General features: G+C 67.4%; 13 protein-coding genes. 7 read left to right on the forward strand and 6 right to left on the reverse strand.

Annotated elements, in window-relative coordinates:
- Positions 1-87: 87 nt before the first annotated feature.
- Together HZR81_RS01900 and HZR81_RS01905 are read left to right on the forward strand one after the other, a co-directional pair.
- Entirely contained in the window at positions 88-792 is a 705-nt protein-coding gene (locus HZR81_RS01900) for a ComFC family protein (RefSeq protein ID WP_500127172.1), read from the forward strand.
- Positions 793-846: 54 nt separating this feature from the next.
- Complete coding sequence (locus tag HZR81_RS01905) at positions 847-1,821, forward strand: serine/threonine protein kinase (protein ID WP_500127173.1); 975 nt, start codon at positions 847-849, stop codon at positions 1,819-1,821.
- A 129-nt stretch (positions 1,822-1,950) separates the two neighbouring features.
- On the opposite strand, the gene HZR81_RS01910 is transcribed toward HZR81_RS01905, so the two are convergent.
- Complete coding sequence (locus tag HZR81_RS01910) at positions 1,951-2,790, reverse strand: 23S rRNA (adenine(2030)-N(6))-methyltransferase RlmJ (protein WP_500127174.1); 840 nt, start codon at positions 2,788-2,790, stop codon at positions 1,951-1,953.
- A gap of 135 nt (positions 2,791-2,925) precedes the next feature.
- Between HZR81_RS01910 and HZR81_RS01915 the strand changes: the two genes are divergently transcribed.
- Positions 2,926-3,969, forward strand: coding sequence for an NAD(P)H-dependent flavin oxidoreductase (locus HZR81_RS01915; RefSeq protein ID WP_500127175.1), 1,044 nt, complete (start codon positions 2,926-2,928; stop codon positions 3,967-3,969).
- A gap of 82 nt (positions 3,970-4,051) precedes the next feature.
- Positions 4,052-4,546 (forward strand): sterol desaturase family protein, encoded by a 495-nt coding sequence (locus HZR81_RS01920; protein ID WP_500127176.1) that lies wholly within the window; start codon positions 4,052-4,054, stop codon positions 4,544-4,546.
- A 267-nt stretch (positions 4,547-4,813) separates the two neighbouring features.
- Here HZR81_RS01920 and HZR81_RS01925 read toward each other — a convergent pair whose 3' ends face one another.
- Genes HZR81_RS01925 through fni form a run of 5 tightly spaced genes read right to left on the reverse strand, consistent with a single transcriptional unit; the run spans position 4,814 to position 10,753 of the window.
- Positions 4,814-5,740 (reverse strand): phytoene/squalene synthase family protein, encoded by a 927-nt coding sequence (locus tag HZR81_RS01925; RefSeq protein WP_500127177.1) that lies wholly within the window; start codon positions 5,738-5,740, stop codon positions 4,814-4,816.
- On the reverse strand, positions 5,737-7,254 hold the full coding sequence (locus HZR81_RS01930; protein WP_063540773.1) for a phytoene desaturase: 1,518 nt from the start codon (positions 7,252-7,254) through the stop codon (positions 5,737-5,739). The genes HZR81_RS01925 and HZR81_RS01930 overlap by 4 nt, the downstream gene beginning before the upstream one ends.
- Positions 7,251-8,417 carry a lycopene beta-cyclase CrtY gene (gene crtY, locus HZR81_RS01935; RefSeq protein ID WP_500127178.1) on the reverse strand — a complete coding sequence of 389 codons (1,167 nt, stop codon included), beginning with the start codon at positions 8,415-8,417 and terminating at the stop codon, positions 7,251-7,253. Before crtY ends, HZR81_RS01930 begins: the two co-directional genes overlap by 4 nt.
- Positions 8,407-9,693, reverse strand: coding sequence for a glycosyltransferase (locus HZR81_RS01940; protein WP_500127179.1), 1,287 nt, complete (start codon positions 9,691-9,693; stop codon positions 8,407-8,409). The genes crtY and HZR81_RS01940 overlap by 11 nt, the downstream gene beginning before the upstream one ends.
- 19 nt (positions 9,694-9,712) lie before the next feature.
- On the reverse strand, positions 9,713-10,753 hold the full coding sequence (gene fni / locus HZR81_RS01945) for a type 2 isopentenyl-diphosphate Delta-isomerase (protein ID WP_500127180.1): 1,041 nt from the start codon (positions 10,751-10,753) through the stop codon (positions 9,713-9,715).
- A gap of 157 nt (positions 10,754-10,910) precedes the next feature.
- Here fni and HZR81_RS01950 point away from each other — a divergent pair, with 157 nt between their 5' ends.
- The 3 genes from HZR81_RS01950 to HZR81_RS01960 all read left to right on the forward strand — a co-directional run bounded on the left by HZR81_RS01950 (position 10,911) and on the right by HZR81_RS01960 (position 15,584).
- Positions 10,911-11,804, forward strand: coding sequence for a polyprenyl synthetase family protein (locus tag HZR81_RS01950; RefSeq protein WP_500127181.1), 894 nt, complete (start codon positions 10,911-10,913; stop codon positions 11,802-11,804).
- A 104-nt stretch (positions 11,805-11,908) separates the two neighbouring features.
- Entirely contained in the window at positions 11,909-13,711 is a 1,803-nt protein-coding gene (locus HZR81_RS01955; protein WP_500127182.1) for an acyl-CoA dehydrogenase, read from the forward strand.
- A 127-nt stretch (positions 13,712-13,838) separates the two neighbouring features.
- Positions 13,839-15,584 carry a potassium/proton antiporter gene (locus tag HZR81_RS01960; RefSeq protein ID WP_102838837.1) on the forward strand — a complete coding sequence of 582 codons (1,746 nt, stop codon included), beginning with the start codon at positions 13,839-13,841 and terminating at the stop codon, positions 15,582-15,584.
- Positions 15,585-15,593 lie beyond the last annotated feature (9 nt).

Below are 15,593 nucleotides of genomic sequence, written 5' to 3' on the forward strand. Positions count from 1 at the left end.
TCCTTGTAATTAATAGCGGCTCGGCGGCCTGGCACGGATGCGGAATGGTTAGCCAAGCTCGAAACGCTGTCAACCAGGAAAGGAATCATGGTTTACAACTGGTCAATTTTTGAACACAACTGCCTGCTCTGCGACGAGCGCTGCGAGGGTCAGCCACTGTGCAGCCCCTGCGAGGCGGATCTGCCTTGGCTCGACGGTCGGTGCACGGTCTGCGCGGTCCCGCTGCCCAGCCGCGGGCTGGTCTGTGGCGAATGCCTGAAGCGACCGCCCAGCTACGATCACGTCGAAGTGCCCTGGCGCTTCGCCTTCCCGGTGGATGCGCTGATCACCCGCTTCAAGCACCAGGCGCGCTGGCCCTATGGCCGGCTGCTCGGCGAACGCCTGGCCCATCATCTTGAGCATGCCTTCGCCGATGGGCTGCCGCGGCCGGACCTGCTGCTGCCGGTGCCATTGGCCCGTCGTCGCTTGCGCCAGCGCGGTTTCAACCAGGCGCAGATGCTCGCCGACTGGCTGAGCCGCCCACTGGGCATCGCCACCGACGCCCGCGTGCTCGAACGTGTGCTCGACACCCCGGCTCAGCAGCAGCTGGACGCCGCCACCCGCCGCCGCAACCTGCGTCAGGCCTTCGCCATCGCAACCGGTGCCGACATCAAGGGCCGGCATCTGGCGCTGGTCGACGATGTGCTGACCACCGGCGCCACCGCCGAAGCCCTTGCGCGCCTGCTCAAGCGCGCCGGCGCCGAACGGGTCGATGTCTACTGCCTGGCGCGCACCCCGAAGCCCGGCGAATGAAGCCGCCGACCGATGGAGGGCGTACACTGGACGACCTAGTCAGCGGAGCCGGTCATGTCCCATCCCTTCGACACACTCACGCCGGACCTGGTCCTCGACGCCGTGGAAAGCATCGGCTACCTCAGCGATGCCCGCGTGCTGGCGCTCAACAGCTACGAGAACCGCGTCTATCAGGTGGGCGTCGAAGACGAAACGCCGCTGATCGCCAAGTTCTATCGCCCGGGCCGCTGGAGCGACGCGGCGATCCTCGAGGAGCACCAGTTCAGCCTGGAACTGGCCGAGCACGAGGTGCCGGTGGTGGCACCGCTCGAGCGCGACGGCAGCACGCTGTTCGAGCACGCAGACTTTCGCTTCGCCCTCTTCCCGCGCCGCGGCGGCCGCGCACCGGAGCCCGGCAATCTCGACCAGCTCTATCGCCTCGGCCAGCTGCTGGGCCGCATGCATGCGGTAGGCGCCAACCGCCCGTTCGAGCATCGCGAAACCCTGGGCGTGCAGAACTTCGGCCATGATTCGCTGAGCACGTTGCTGGAAGGCGACTTCGTGCCGCGGAGCCTGCTGCCGGCCTACGAGTCGGTGGCGCGGGACCTGCTCAAGCGGGTCGAGGATGTCTTCGCCAGCACAGACTTCACCCCGATCCGCCTGCATGGCGATTGCCACCCGGGCAATATCCTCGCCCGCGACGATGCCTTCTATCTGGTCGACCTGGATGACTGCCGCATGGGCCCGGCAGTACAGGATCTGTGGATGATGCTCGCCGGCGAGCGACACGAGCGGCTCGGCCAGCTGGCCGAACTGGTGGACGGCTACAACGAATTCCACGATTTCGCCCCGCGCGAGCTGCCGCTGATCGAGGCCCTGCGCGCGCTGCGGCTGATGCACTACAGCGCCTGGCTGGCACGACGCTGGGACGACCCGGCCTTCCCCATGAGCTTTCCCTGGTTCGGCAGCGAGCGCTACTGGGGCGACCAGGTGCTGATCCTGCGCGAGCAGATGTCGGCGCTGCAGGAAGAGCCGCTCAGGCTGTTCTGAGGACGGCCAAGCGGTGCGACTTCAGCCCCGTGACGGTGGATGTGAAAAGCGACATCCACCCTACGAAACCAGGCGTCTGCGTAGGGTGGATCGCGCTTTATCGATCCACCGGGTGGCGATCTCAGCGGCTCAGGCCTCTTCGATCAGCCAGTCCAGCCGCCAGCCACCCTGACTCTGCGCCAACTGCTCGGCCAGCCACGGCAACAGCTCACGCAGCTCATCCTCCAGCCCCCACGGCGGATTGACGATGGCCAGGCCCGAGCCGGCCAGGCGGCTGGCGTCGTCGGCGGGGTGGACGAACAGTTCGGCGCGCAGCAGTTTCGGTGCGCCGCTGCGGGCGAGGTCCTGATAAAAGCGTTTGAGCTGGCGCTCGTCCTTGATCGGATACCAGATCACGCCGATAGTCTGGCGCATGCGGCCGAGCGCTTCCTTGAGCGCCGTGACGCATCGGCTCAGTTCGTCGGCCTGTTCGAATGGCGGGTCGATCAGCAGCACCACGCGCTTCTCGCGGGTCGGCATCAGCGCTCGCGGTACATGCCAGCCCTCGCCCCGGTGCACCGCCACGCGGCGGTCGCCGGACATGTTGTCCTTGAGCAGGGCGCCATCCTCGGGATGCTTCTCGTTGAGCTGCAGCCGATCCTGCTCGCGGGTCAGCTGCCGCGCCAGTTCCGGCGAGCCCGGGTAGTAGCGCAGCGCGCCGTCCGGGTTGAGCGAGCGGATCACGCCGAGGTAGTCGTCTAGTAGCGCCGGGCGGGTTTCGGCCTGCCAGATGCGGGCGATGCCCTGCAGCCACTCGCCGGTACGGCTGGCCTGGTCGCCGGCCAGGTCGTAAAGGCCGACGCCGGCGTGGCTGTCGAGGTAGGCGAACGGGGCGTCCTTGCGCGACAGCAGGGCGAAGATCCGGCTCAACACCAGGTGTTTGAGCACATCGGCGTGGTTGCCGGCATGGAAGGCGTGGCGGTAGTTCATCTGATCCTCCTCGAGAGCCGCGCAGTTTACCCGTCCGCCTTGCGCCGCGCAGGTCCGGCATGACCAGCGCCGTTTTCCCCGGCCACCGACTAGGGCTACAGTGCCCACCCACGACGACTGAACGGAGCTGACCTCATGGACCTGCGCGATTTTTTCGGCATCGAGCATCCCATCATCCAGGCACCCATGGCCGGTGCGCAGAATCATCTGCTGGCCGCGGCGGTCTGCGAGGCCGGCGGGCTGGGTTCGATCCCGGCCGGTATGCTCAACGCCGAGGCGCTGGACGCCGAGCTGACCGCCATCGAGGCGCTGACCGACCGGCCCTACAACGTCAACTTCTTCTGCCACCAGACGCCGGCTGCCGACCCGACGGCCTTCGACGCCTGGCACCGGATGCTCGCACCCATGTTCGCCGAGTTCGCCATCGACCCGGCGAGCATTCCCACCGGCGCCACCCGCCAGCCGTTCGACGCGGCAATGGCCGCGGTGCTGGAGCGGCACAGGCCCGCACTGGTCAGCTTCCACTTCGGCCTGCCTAGCCCCGACCTGTTGCAGCGCGCCCGCGCCACCGGGGCGAAGATCGCGTCCAGCGCGACAACGGTCGCCGAAGGCCTCTGGTTGCAGCAGCACGGCGTCGACCTGGTGATCGCCCAGGGCCTGGAGGCCGGCGGCCACCGCGGCATCTTCCTCAGCGAGGACCTGACCACCCAACTCGGCACCTTCGCCCTCCTGCCGCAACTGGTCGCCGCGCTGGACGTACCGGTGGTCGCCGCTGGCGGCATCGCCGATGCCAATGGCGTGACGGCAGCGCAGGCCCTGGGCGCCGCTGGTGTGCAACTGGGCACCGCCTACCTGCTGTGCCCGGAGAGCCGCACCAATGCGCTGCATCGCGCCGCGCTGAAGAGCCCGCAGGCGGCACATACGACGCTGACCACCCTGTTCAGCGGGCGCCCGGCGCGTGGCATCGTCAACCGCATCATGCGCGAACTGGGTCCGCTGCCCGAAGGCGTGCCGCCCTTCCCGCTGGCCGGCAACGCCATCGGCGCGCTGCGCGCCCAGACCGAGAAGCAGGGCCTGGATCACTGCACGCCGCTGTGGGCCGGGCAAAACGTCAGCGGCTGCCGGGAGATTCCGGCCGGCCAGCTGACTCGTGAACTTGCCGGCGGCTGGCGGGCCTGAGTCATTACGCATTCCGTCGCGGCGAGCCCTGAGCCGCCGCGACGGGGCGTAGAATCGACCGCACGTCACACGGAATCCCGCCATGAGTCCACTGACCAATACGCTCGTCTTCCTGGCCACCCTGGCCGGCATGGAAGTCTTCGCCTGGTGGGCACACAAGTACGTGATGCACGGCTGGGGCTGGGGCTGGGGCTGGCACAAGTCGCACCACGAGCCGCGCAACGGCTGGTTCGAGAAGAACGACCTCTATGCGGTGGTGTTCGCTGGCGTGGCGATCCTGCTGATCGCCCTGGGCACGGCCGGTTACCACCCGCTGGAATGGATCGGCGCCGGGATGACGGCCTACGGCTTTCTCTATTTCGTCGCTCATGACGGGCTGGTCCATCGCCGCTGGCCGCTGCGCTACGTGCCGCGCAACGGCTATCTCAAGCGGCTGTATCAGGCGCACCGTCTGCACCATGCGGTCGAAGGCAAGGAGCGCTGCGTATCCTTCGGCTTTCTCTACGCGCCGCCGCTGGCGGTGCTCAAGCGCCAGCTGCGCGAGCTGCACGACGGGCCGCTGCGCAAGAAGAATTAGGGTCTGTTGACGTTTCGGCGCGAGCCGCGTTGCCGCGTCAAATGGCGCCAACTTAGGCGCAGGACGCCGGTAATGGTTATTCCCTTGCCAAGTCCTGCAACGACAGCTGGCGCCATTTGCCGCGCAACCCGAAGGGCCGGGCCCATTTTTGCGCGGCGCGGCGTTATTCGTCGTTCATTTGGAATAACCAAACTTCTCTCCTCATGCCTTGCTCCGCGGAAAAATGAGCTCCGGCGCGGCCGCGAGCGAAACGTCAACAGACCCTACCTAGCGAGGACGTCTCCAGAGATCGTCAGGACGCGGCCTGACCTGCATCCGCCGCGAGGCCAGCGCCAGCACGCCGCCCCCCAGCAGGAACTGCAGCTTCTGCCCTTTGCTGGTCGACACCCGCGCATCCCAGGCCGCCGCGCCGCGCGCTTTCACCTCGACGCCGATCTGCCGGTAGACGCCATGAGCCGTGGCGATCGACCAGGCCGAGCGTAACGGCAGATCCCGCAAGCCCTGAGATGCTGATTGATAGTAGGGTTCGGCCAGATCCACCAGTCGCGCTGCCAGCGTGGCCAACGCGGCACGATGCTCGGGTAGCGCGACTTCATCTTCAGGGATGCCCACCTCCGCCAGCCACTCGACCGGCAGGTAGACACGGCCGATCTGCGCATCCTCGACGATATCGCGGGCGATGTTGGTCAGCTGAAAGGCCAAGCCCAGATCACAGGCGCGATCCAGCGTCGGCTCCGCTTCGGCACCCATAACCCGCGCCATCATCAGCCCCACCACGCCGGCAACCCGGTAGCAGTACAGCAGGGTGTCGTCGAGGGTCTGGTAGCGGTAGCCCTGCACATCCATGCGAAAACCCGCCAGGTGCTCCAGCGGATGGGCCTTGGGAATCCGATGACGCTGGATCACCTGCTGGAAGGCGGCGAACGCCGGATCGACCATCGGCTCGCCGGCATAGGCGCGCTCGGTGAGATCGACCAGCTCGGCCAGCCGCGCCTTACCGCTGTTGCGATCGCCCTCGACCTGGCCATGCCCCAGCGTCTGGCCGTCGATCACATCGTCGCAATGACGGCACCAGGCGTAGAGCATCACCGCGCTCTGGCGGGTGCGCTCGTCGAACAGCTTTGCCGCGGCGGCGAAGCTCTTGGAGCCGACATTGATCGCCTGAGTGGAGTGATCGATGACCTGATCGTTCATCCGGCCTGCCCCTTCAACATGAAGTCCTCCAGCATCAGCCCGGCGGTGGCCTTGGCCGAACCGACGACGCCCGGCACGCCGGCACCCGGGTGAGTGCCGGCGCCGACGATATAGAGGTTGGGAATCACGTCGTCGCGGTTGTGCGGGCGGAACCAGGCGCTCTGGGTGAGGATCGGCTCCAGCGAAAACGCCGACCCGAGATGGGCATTGAGCTCGTCGCGGAAATCCTGCGGCGTGAAGATCCGGTGGGTCACCAGATCGCCACGCAGCCCCGGCATGTAGTGCCGCTCCAGGTACTCGAAGATGCGGTCGCGGTACTTCGGCCCCTCCTCCGCCCAGTCGATATCCGCCGTGCCCAGGTGCGGCACCGGTGCCAGCACGTAATGGCTGGCGCAGCCTTCCGGCGCCAGCGAAGGATCGGTGACGCAGGGCGCGTGCAGGTAGAGGGAAAAGTCGTCGGCCAGCGTCTCGCGCTTGAAGATCTCGTCGATCAGCTCGCGATAACGCGGACCGAAGCACACCGTGTGATGCTGCAGGTGCTCATGACGGCGCTTGAGGCCGAAATGGATGACGAACAGCGACATCGAGAAGCGCTTGCCGGAGAGCCGTTTGGCCTCGTCGCGACCACGCTCCTCATGCCCGAGCAGCTGCTTGTAGGTGTTGACCACATCCGCGTTGGACGCCACCGCATCGGTGTCGAAGCGGCGACCGTCACCGGTGATCACGGCCTTCGCGCGTCCAGCCTCCAGCTCGATCCGCGCGACCTCGGCGTTCAGCTCCAGCCTGCCGCCCAGATCTTCGAACAGCCGGACCATCCCCTGCACCAGCGCCCCGGTGCCGCCGCGGGGAAACCAGACACCGCCCTGGCGCTCCAGGGCATGGATCAGCGCGTAGATGGACGAGGTCTCGAACGGATTGCCGCCCACCAGCAGCGAGTGAAAGGACAGCGCCTGGCGCAGCCGGTCGTTCTCCACGAATTTGGCCACCATGCTGTACACGTTGCGCCAGGCCTGCAGCTTGGCCAGCTGCGGCGCGACGCCGATCATGCTGCGAAACGACAGGAAGGGCACGGTGCCGAGCTTGACGTAGCCCTCCTCGTACACCGCCCGCGAATAGGCGAGAAAGCGCTGATAGCCGGCCACGTCACGAGGGTTGAGCGCGTGGATCTGCCGGTCCAGCTGGGCCTGGTCGTTGACGTAGTCGAAGCTGTAGCCGTCTTCCCAGCACAGCCGGTAGAAGGGGCTGACCGGCAGCAGCTCGACATAGTCGGCCATGCGCTTGCCGGCGCCGCTGAAGAGTTCTTCCAACGCCGGCGGATCGGTGATCACCGTCGGCCCGGCATCGAAGGTGAAGCCCTGGTCGTGGTAGACGTAGGCGCGGCCACCCGGCTTGTCGCGCTTCTCCAGCAGCGTCGTCTGGACGCCGGCGCGCTGCAGGCGGATCGCCAACGCCAGCCCGCCGAAACCGGCACCGATCACCACCGCCCGCCTCACACCGCCTGTTGCCTGGTTCATCGTCTGTCCTTGTGCAGATTGCTGGCGGCCAGCGCCCGCAGCGCCTCGCCCACCGGCACGGGAGGTTTGCCCGAGACGATGCGCAAGCGGTCCCAGGCAGTCAGCTCGGCCGCATAGAAGCGCTGGATCAGCGGTTCGCGCAGCCGGTAGAAACGCTGCATCACCGCCCAGCGGCGATCCGCCGGGCCGGCCATGAACAGCATGCGATTGAGCAGGCGGAAGAAGCCGCGCCGGCGCCACTGCAGCGTGGAATACTCGCGAATCGCGGCGAACAGGCTGCCTGCCTCCCAGCGATCGAGGGCAACCAGGTGGTCGGCCAGGCGCACCGCATCGGGCAGCGAATAGCCCGTGGTGGGGTGGAACAGCGCGGCCGACAGTCCGCTCTGCGGCACGCCACGCGCCTCGCCCCAGAACGCCGCGATATCGCCGGACAGCACGATGGGCAGCACGCCCTGCTCCTCGCGCAACACCTGGCGGATCGCCCAGCCGCGGCCCTCGGCGTAGCGCTGGATATTGGCGCGCAGTGCCTCCCGCGCCACCGCATCGCCGTCGGCGTAGTAGGTGTCTTCGATCAGCAGGCTGTCGACGCTGAGCGGCAGCACGTAGACGAAGCGATAGCCGTCTTTCTGGGCGACGCTGGCGTCCATGATGATCGGCACCTGCAGGCCATGGGGCTGCTGCAGACGCAACTCCTGGCCGAGAAACTTCTGGAAGCCCAGCGCCAGCTGAGCGCTGCGCCGCACGCCGCGCCCGTCGATCACCGCCCCGGCCTCCAGGCTCTGCCCGCCGACCAGCTGAACGCGTTGCGGCTCGACCGCGGACACCTCCACGCCCAGGCGAATCTGCCCGCCGAGCTCAGCCATCAGGTGCTGATGAAAGCGCGCCGAGAAAATGCTCGCGTAGCCGCTGCCTAGCTGCCGTCGCAGGGCGGGAAAGATCACCTCGTAACCCGGCCAGCGCTGCTCCACCAACGGTGCCAGCCAGGCCTGCTGCGCCGGGGTCAGGTCGTGCTGGTGAAACGACCAGGTGTGGTTGCCGCCGAGGGTTTCGCCCTGCTCCAGGAGCAGCACGCGCAGCTCCGGCCGCTGCTGGCGCAAGCGCAGGGCCAGCAACCCGTTGGCCAGGCCACCGCCGACCAGGATCAGGTCTGCATCAGGCGTCATCGGCCACCTCCGACCGAGGCCGAACGCAGCCGAGCGCGCATTCGATCAGCTCGGCGGCGCGGGCCGCGCCACCGGCCTGGCGGACCTCTTCACCGAGCGCCGCGGCACGCTGGCGGAAGGACGCTTCGTCGAGCAGCCGCCGCAGCGCATGGGCGATACGCGCCGGGCTGGCCAGCGCCGGAAGCAGGCGCAGCCCGACGCCGGCGTGCTCGATACGCGCGGCGACGCCGGGCTGGTCGAAGGCGATCGGCAGCGCCAGCATCGGCACACCCGCCTCCAAGGCATCGAGCACGGTGTTCAGCCCGGCATGAGTCACCACGGCCGACGCCTGCGCCAGCACGGCCCGCTGCGGCGCGAAATCGGTGACCCAGCATGCGCCTTCCTGCCGGAGCCTGGCGGCCGCTGCGGCATCCAGCCCACCGCAATGGGCGATCAACAGCTGCACATCGAGCCGCCGACAGGCGCGGGCGATACTGCGCAACAGGCCGTAGCGGTGGCCCTGCAGCGTGCCCAGCGAGGCGAAGACGAAGGGCCGCGCGCGGTCGATCGGCAGGTCCAGCTCCCCCTCCGCCTGCAGAGGCCGACGCAACGGGCCGACGGCATGGAAATGTGGCGGCAGGGCCTGCCGCGGAAAGTCGAAACCTTCCACCGTCTGGCTGATCTGCAGCAGCGGCGACAGACAGTCGCTCAGGCTCGTGCGCCTGGCCAGGCCGAACACCCGGCAATAGCGCTCGATCACTTCGCCGTGCGGCCGCATCAGCCGATCGTAGACGCCGCTACTGTGCCGGTTGAGCTGCTCGCCCCAGTCCGTGGCACGGTAACGCCAGGGCATCACCGGCAGCGGCACCCGCGGCTCGCGGTTGAACGGCAGGGCGCAGGCGATGGAAACGAATGGCAGCCCGAGGTGCTCGGCCAGCAGCGCACCGGCCGGCTCCATCTGGTCGGCCAGCACCGTCTCCACTTCCAGCGCCCGCAACACGGCAGGCGCCTCGCGGCAGAACAGCTCGGTGCTCGCCGCCATGTCGGCGATCACCCGGCGAATGCCGAACGGTCCGGGACTGGCGGCACGACGCACCACCGCGGCCAGCGACCCCGGCGGATGGGTGTCGCTACCGATGGCGGCGAAGCCCGCCGCAGGCAGGTCCAGCAGCGCGCCGACATCGGCCTGCTGGATAAAGGTCAGACGGTGGCCACGTTGCTGCAGCTGCCAGGCGATCGCCTCGAACGCCCGCAGATGGCTCATGAAGGGCGGCGCAATCGCCGCAAAATGTGTCATCGGCGCGCCGGGCCGCGCATCAGCATGCGGACAGCTGCAGCAGCCGCGCCTGCCGTAGCCCGGCGAGATCGGCCGAGCCGGTGCAGAAGCAGGCGATGCGCAACTGCTCGATCAGCACCTCGAAATGGCTGACCACCGCCTCGCTGCTGTGCATCGCCGCCTGCAACACGCCGGCCGCCTGCCCCACCAGATCGGCGCCCAGGCGGATCGCCTTGGCCGCCTCGACGCCATCGCGGATACCGCCGGAGGCGATCAGCGGCGTGTTTGGGCAGGCCTCTCGCACCGCCAGCAGTGCTTGCGCCGTGGGTATGCCCCAGTCGGCGAAGGCCTGGGCGACGGCCTGCTGGCTGGCGTCTGCCGCCCGCGCGGCCTCCACCGCAGCCCAACTGGTGCCGCCGGCACCAGCCACATCGATGGCGGCCACCCCGGCATCGATCAGTCGCCGGGCCACCGCTGCGGATATACCCGCGCCGACTTCCTTGATCACCACCGGCACCGGCAGGCGCGCGGCCAGTGCCTCGATCGCCTGCAGCACGCCGCGCCAGTCCCGATCGCCGCCGACCTGCACAGCCTCCTGCAGCGGGTTGAGGTGCACGATCAGCGCATCGCCTTCGATCATCTCCACCGCCCGCCGCGCCTCGTCCACGCCATAGCCCCGAACCAGCTGGGCGGCGCCGAAGTTCGCCAGCAGCAGGATGTCCGGCGCCAGCTGGCGCAGCTGACCGGTGAGCCCCTGGTCGCCCGCAGTTTCCAGCGCCACCCGCTGCGAACCGACAGCCATGGCGATGCCCAGCTGCTGAGCGGCCTCGGCCAGATGCGCATTGATCGCCGCCGAGCGCGCCGCGCCACCGGTCATGGAGCTGATCAGCAGCGGTGCCTGTAGCGGCCGCCCGAACAGCTGACTGCGCAGGTCGATCTGGTCCAGGTGCAACTCGGGCAGAGCGCAGTGCTCAAAGCGGAAGGCAGCGAAACCGTTCCCTGCTGTGCTCGCCGCGCGCCCGGGATCGAGGACGATGTCCAGATGATCGTTCTTGCGGCTGACCAGCGATTGCTTGCTCATGGAATCGGCTCCCCGGAATGACTTCATTGGACGTGATGACCTGAAAAAAGTGCTATGCGATGGCACGAGTTGTACAAGTTTCTGTCAAACCGTCCATCAGGTTGTACAACCTATCCGCCATCCTGGCTCGTGCCGGGACGCCAGCGAGGGCCGCGCCATGCAAACGCCGAATACCAGCCTCCCGCTCCCGTCATGCGACAGCCTGCTGCGCCTGCGCCGGCAAGTCGACGAGCGCCTGGCGCTGCGCCTGCCGTTTCCCGAATCGGAGCTGGACACGGTCACGCTCGCGCTTCGCGAGGGCACCCTGGCACCCGGCAAGCGCTTGCGGCCGCTCTTGCTCCTGCTGGCGCTCGGCGACCTGGGCAGCGACCCGACCATCGGCCTGGATCCGGCCTGTGCGCTGGAGATGATCCATGCCGCGTCGCTGTTTCTCGACGACATGCCCTGCATGGATAACGCCAGCCTGCGCCGCGGCCAGCCGACTCTGCACCTGCGTTTCGGCGAAGACGTCGCCGTACTCGCCTCGGTGGCCCTGCTCAGCCACGCCTACGGCATCACCGCCACCGCGCCGGGCCTGACGCCCAGACAGCGCAACGAAGCGGTCGCCATCCTGGCTCGCGCCGTCGGTGCGCAGGGCCTGGTGCGAGGGCAGTTCCGCGACCTGCACGGTGCGCAGCAACAGGCTCACCCACTCGATGCAGCCACCACCACCAATCAATTGAAGACCGGCTCCCTGTTTAACGCTGCGCTGACCCTGGCCGGGCTGCTGGTCGGGGCCGATCGAACGCTGATGCGGCATCTTCACGGTTTCGCCGTCGAACTGGGCCTGGCTTTCCAGCTGCTCGACGACATCGCCGACGGCCTCAGCCCCGAGCAGACCGGCAAGGATTGCCAGCAGGATCGGGCCAAGGCCACGGTGGTCTCGCTGCTCGGTCCGCAGGCCGCGCGCCAGCAACTGGCGACGCACCGCGAAGCGGCACTGGCGCACCTGCAGGCCGCCGGGCTGGCCGAAGGCGAACTCGCCTCGCTGATGCGCCAGCTGCTCGGCTAGCAGACGAGGGCGACCGTGTTGACGCTCCATCAGTGCAATGGATGGAGCTAGGCAATGGAAAACCGCGGTCCTTAGACTCGGGTCGATAAAAATGGAGGTTGACCATGACCGAGACCCTGCTCTGCCCGCGCAACCTGGCTTTCGAACTCTACGAAGTGCTCGACGCCGAAGCCCTGACCCGCCGCGAGCGCTTCGCCGAGCACAGCCGCGAAACCTTCGATGCCGCCCTCGGCACCGCACGTACCATCGCCGAGAAGTACTTCGCCCCACACAACCGCAAGTCCGACGAGCACGAACCGGTCTACCAGAACGGCGAGGCTGTGCTGATTCCCGAGGTGAAGCCGGCGGTCGATGCCTTCATCGAGGCGGGCTTCCACAACGCCGGACGCAACTTCGAAGACGGCGGCATGCAGATGCCCAACCTGCTGTCGCGCGCCTGCTTCGCTCACTTCCAGTCGGCCAACATCGCCACCAGCTCCTATCCGATGCTGACCATGGGCGCGGCCCACCTGATCGAGGCCTTCGGCTCCGACGAGCAGAAGCGCCTGTTCCTGCAGCCGATGATCGATGGCCGCTTCTTCGGCACCATGGCGCTCACAGAGCCGCACGCCGGCTCCTCGCTGTCGGACATCCGCACCCGCGCCGAACCGGCCGGTGACGGCAGCTATCGCCTGAAGGGCAACAAGATCTTCATCTCCGGCGGCGACCACCCGCTGTCGGAAAACATCGTGCACATGGTCCTGGCCAAGCTGCCGGACGCACCGCCCGGGGTGAAGGGCATCAGCCTGTTCATCGTGCCGAAGTTTCTGGTCAACGACGACGGCTCGCTGGGCGAACGCAACGACGTGCTGCTCGCCGGTCTGTTCCACAAGATGGGCTGGCGCGGCACCACCAGCACCGCGCTGAACTTCGGCGACAACGGCAACTGCGTCGGCTACCTGGTAGGCGAGCCGCACAAGGGCCTGGCCTACATGTTCCAGATGATGAACGAGGCGCGCATCGGCGTCGGCATGGGCGCGATCATGCTCGGCTACGCCGGCTACCTCTACTCGTTGAACTACGCCCGCGAGCGTCCGCAGGGTCGCCTGCCGGACGGCAAGGACCCGGCTTCGACCCAGGTGCCGATCATCGAACACACCGACGTCAAGCGCATGCTGCTGATGCAGAAGGCCTATGTCGAAGGCGCTTTCGATCTCGGCCTGTACTCGGCACGCCTGGTGGACGACGAGCACACCGCCGAGAGCGACGAGGAGCGGCGCAACGCCGGCGAGCTGCTCGACCTGCTCACGCCCATCGTCAAATCCTGGCCCTCGGAGTTCTGCCTGAAGGCCAACGAACTGGCGATCCAGATCCTCGGCGGCCACGGCTACACCCGCGAGTACCCGGTGGAGCAGTACTACCGCGACAACCGCCTCAACCCGATCCATGAAGGCACCCATGGCATCCAGTCGCTGGACCTGCTCGGCCGCAAGCTGATGCAGAACAAGGGCGCCGGCCTGCGCCAGCTGCTCGGGCTGATCCAGGACTGCTGCCAGCGCGCCGCCGAATACGACTCGCTCGGTGCCTTGCGCCAGCCACTGGAACAGCACGTCGCCCGGCTGACCAGCGTGACCCAGGCGCTTCTGGGCGACCTGATGGCCGGCAAGGTCAACCAGACCCTGGCCAACTCGGCGCTGTACCTGAAGGTATTCGGCCATGCCGTGGTTGGCTGGCGCTGGCTGGAACAGGCGCTGCACGCCGAGCGCGGGCTGGCCGAAGGCAATCCGGCCGATGCCGACTTCTATCGCGGCAAGCTACAGGCGGCGCGCTACTTCCTGACCTGGGAGGTACCGGGCTGCGCCCATGAGCTTGCCATTCTCGAAGCCCGCGACGACACCTGCCTGGGCATGCAGGACGCCTGGTTCTAAGCCGTTAGAAATCCTGTTACAGCGCCCCGCAAAATGCGGGGCTTTTTTTTGACAGCCCGTCAAATCATCAGGTTAGAATCGCTGGCATGCCCCCTGCATGGGGCCGCAATGACCGGGGAGAGCGCATTTGGACGTCGGCAACATCAACCACCTGTTTTTTATCGGTGCCTTGTTGGTTGCTGCCAGCATCCTGATGAGTTCGCTGTCGAATCGCCTCGGCGTACCGATCCTGGTCATCTTCCTCGCCGTGGGCATGCTCGCCGGCGTCGACGGCATCGGCGGTATCGTCTTCGAGGACTACCAGCTCGCCTTCGTCATCAGCAACCTGGCGCTGGCGGTGATCCTGCTCGATGGCGGCATGCGCACGCGCACCGCGACCTTCCGCGTCGCGCTGAAACCGGCCTTTTCCCTGGCCACCCTGGGCGTCGCCATCACCTCCGGCCTGACCGGCCTCGCCGCCGCCTGGCTGTTCGATCTGCCGCTGCTGCAGGGCCTGCTGATCGGTGCGATCGTCGGCTCCACCGATGCCGCGGTGGTGTTCAATCTGCTCAACGGCAAGGGCCTCAACGAACGGGTCGGCTCGACCCTTGAGATCGAATCGGGCAGCAACGATCCGATGGCGATGTTCCTTACCGTCGCGCTGATCGACATGCTGCTCGCCGGGCAGACCACGTTTGGCTGGAATTTCCTGCTCAACCTGCTGCAGCAGTTCGGCATCGGCACCGTGCTCGGCCTGCTCGGTGGCTGGCTGCTGCTGCAACTGATCAACCGGCTGTCGGTGGCCGACGGGCTCTACCCGCTGCTGGCGGTGGCCGGCGGCCTGATGATCTTCGCCCTGTCCGGCGCGATTGGCGGCAGCGGCATCCTGGCGATCTACGTCTGCGGTCTGCTGCTGGGCAACCGGCCGATCCGCAACCGCCACGGCATCCTGCACATGTTCGACGGCCTGGCCTGGCTCAGCCAGATCGGCATGTTCCTCGTGCTCGGCCTGCTGCTCACGCCCAGCGAGCTGTTGCCCATCGCCCTGCCGGCGCTGCTGCTGTCGCTGTGGATGATCCTCTTCGCCCGGCCGCTGGCGGTATTCGTCAGCCTGCTGCCGTTTCGCAGCTTCCACCTGCGCGAGCGCCTGTTCATCTCCTGGATCGGCCTGCGCGGCGCGGTGCCGGTGATCCTCGCGGTGTTCCCGCTGATGGCCGGGCTGGAAAATGCCCAGCTGTTCTTCAACGTGGCGTTCTTCATCGTCCTCGTATCGCTGCTGCTGCAGGGCTCGACCCTGGCCTGGGCGGCGAAGAAAGCCAAGGTGGAAGTCCCGCCGGCGCCTATGCCGATCTCGCGCACCGGCCTGCAGGTGCACACCACCAGCCAGTGGGAGATGTTCGTCTACCGCCTGAGTGCCAGCAAATGGTGCGTCGGCGCCGCGCTGCGCGAGTTGAAAATGCCACCCGGTACTCGCATTGCTGCGCTGTTCCGCGGCAAGGAGCTGCTGCACCCGTCGGGCAGTACCCGTCTGCAGGTGAACGACATCCTCTGCGTGATCGGCCATGACGAAGACCTGCCGGCCCTCGGCAAGCTGTTCAGCCAGGCGCCCAAGCGCGGCCAGGACCTGCGCTTCTTCGGCGATTTCATCCTCGAAGCCGACGCCCAGCTCAGCGCCATTGCCGCGCTCTACGGGCTCAAGCTCGGCGAGGTCGACGGCAGCCTGAGCATCGGTGCCTTCATGGCCGAGCAGGTCGGCGGCCGCCCGGTGGTCGGCGACCAGCTCCAATGGAACGGTCTGACCTGGACCGTGGCGGCCATGGAAGCCGGCGAAGTGCGCAAGGTCGGCCTGAAATTTCCAGAAGGCGACAAGCCCGGCCCGCAGCTGATGTTCTGATGCCAGCAC

Source organism: Pseudomonas sp. LM13 (assembly GCF_041381355.1).
Lineage (GTDB): Bacteria > Pseudomonadota > Gammaproteobacteria > Pseudomonadales > Pseudomonadaceae > Stutzerimonas > Stutzerimonas frequens.

Coding starts and splice junctions, on each gene's coding strand:
- HZR81_RS01900 (WP_500127172.1), top strand. CDS start 88: ATGGTTTACAACTGGTCAATTTTTGAACACAACTGCCTGCTCTGCGAC.
- HZR81_RS01905 (WP_500127173.1), top strand. CDS start 847: ATGTCCCATCCCTTCGACACACTCACGCCGGACCTGGTCCTCGACGCC.
- HZR81_RS01910 (WP_500127174.1), bottom strand. CDS start 2,790: ATGAACTACCGCCACGCCTTCCATGCCGGCAACCACGCCGATGTGCTC.
- HZR81_RS01915 (WP_500127175.1), top strand. CDS start 2,926: ATGGACCTGCGCGATTTTTTCGGCATCGAGCATCCCATCATCCAGGCA.
- HZR81_RS01920 (WP_500127176.1), top strand. CDS start 4,052: ATGAGTCCACTGACCAATACGCTCGTCTTCCTGGCCACCCTGGCCGGC.
- HZR81_RS01925 (WP_500127177.1), bottom strand. CDS start 5,740: ATGAACGATCAGGTCATCGATCACTCCACTCAGGCGATCAATGTCGGC.
- HZR81_RS01930 (WP_063540773.1), bottom strand. CDS start 7,254: ATGAACCAGGCAACAGGCGGTGTGAGGCGGGCGGTGGTGATCGGTGCC.
- crtY (WP_500127178.1), bottom strand. CDS start 8,417: ATGACGCCTGATGCAGACCTGATCCTGGTCGGCGGTGGCCTGGCCAAC.
- HZR81_RS01940 (WP_500127179.1), bottom strand. CDS start 9,693: ATGACACATTTTGCGGCGATTGCGCCGCCCTTCATGAGCCATCTGCGG.
- fni (WP_500127180.1), bottom strand. CDS start 10,753: ATGAGCAAGCAATCGCTGGTCAGCCGCAAGAACGATCATCTGGACATC.
- HZR81_RS01950 (WP_500127181.1), top strand. CDS start 10,911: ATGCAAACGCCGAATACCAGCCTCCCGCTCCCGTCATGCGACAGCCTG.
- HZR81_RS01955 (WP_500127182.1), top strand. CDS start 11,909: ATGACCGAGACCCTGCTCTGCCCGCGCAACCTGGCTTTCGAACTCTAC.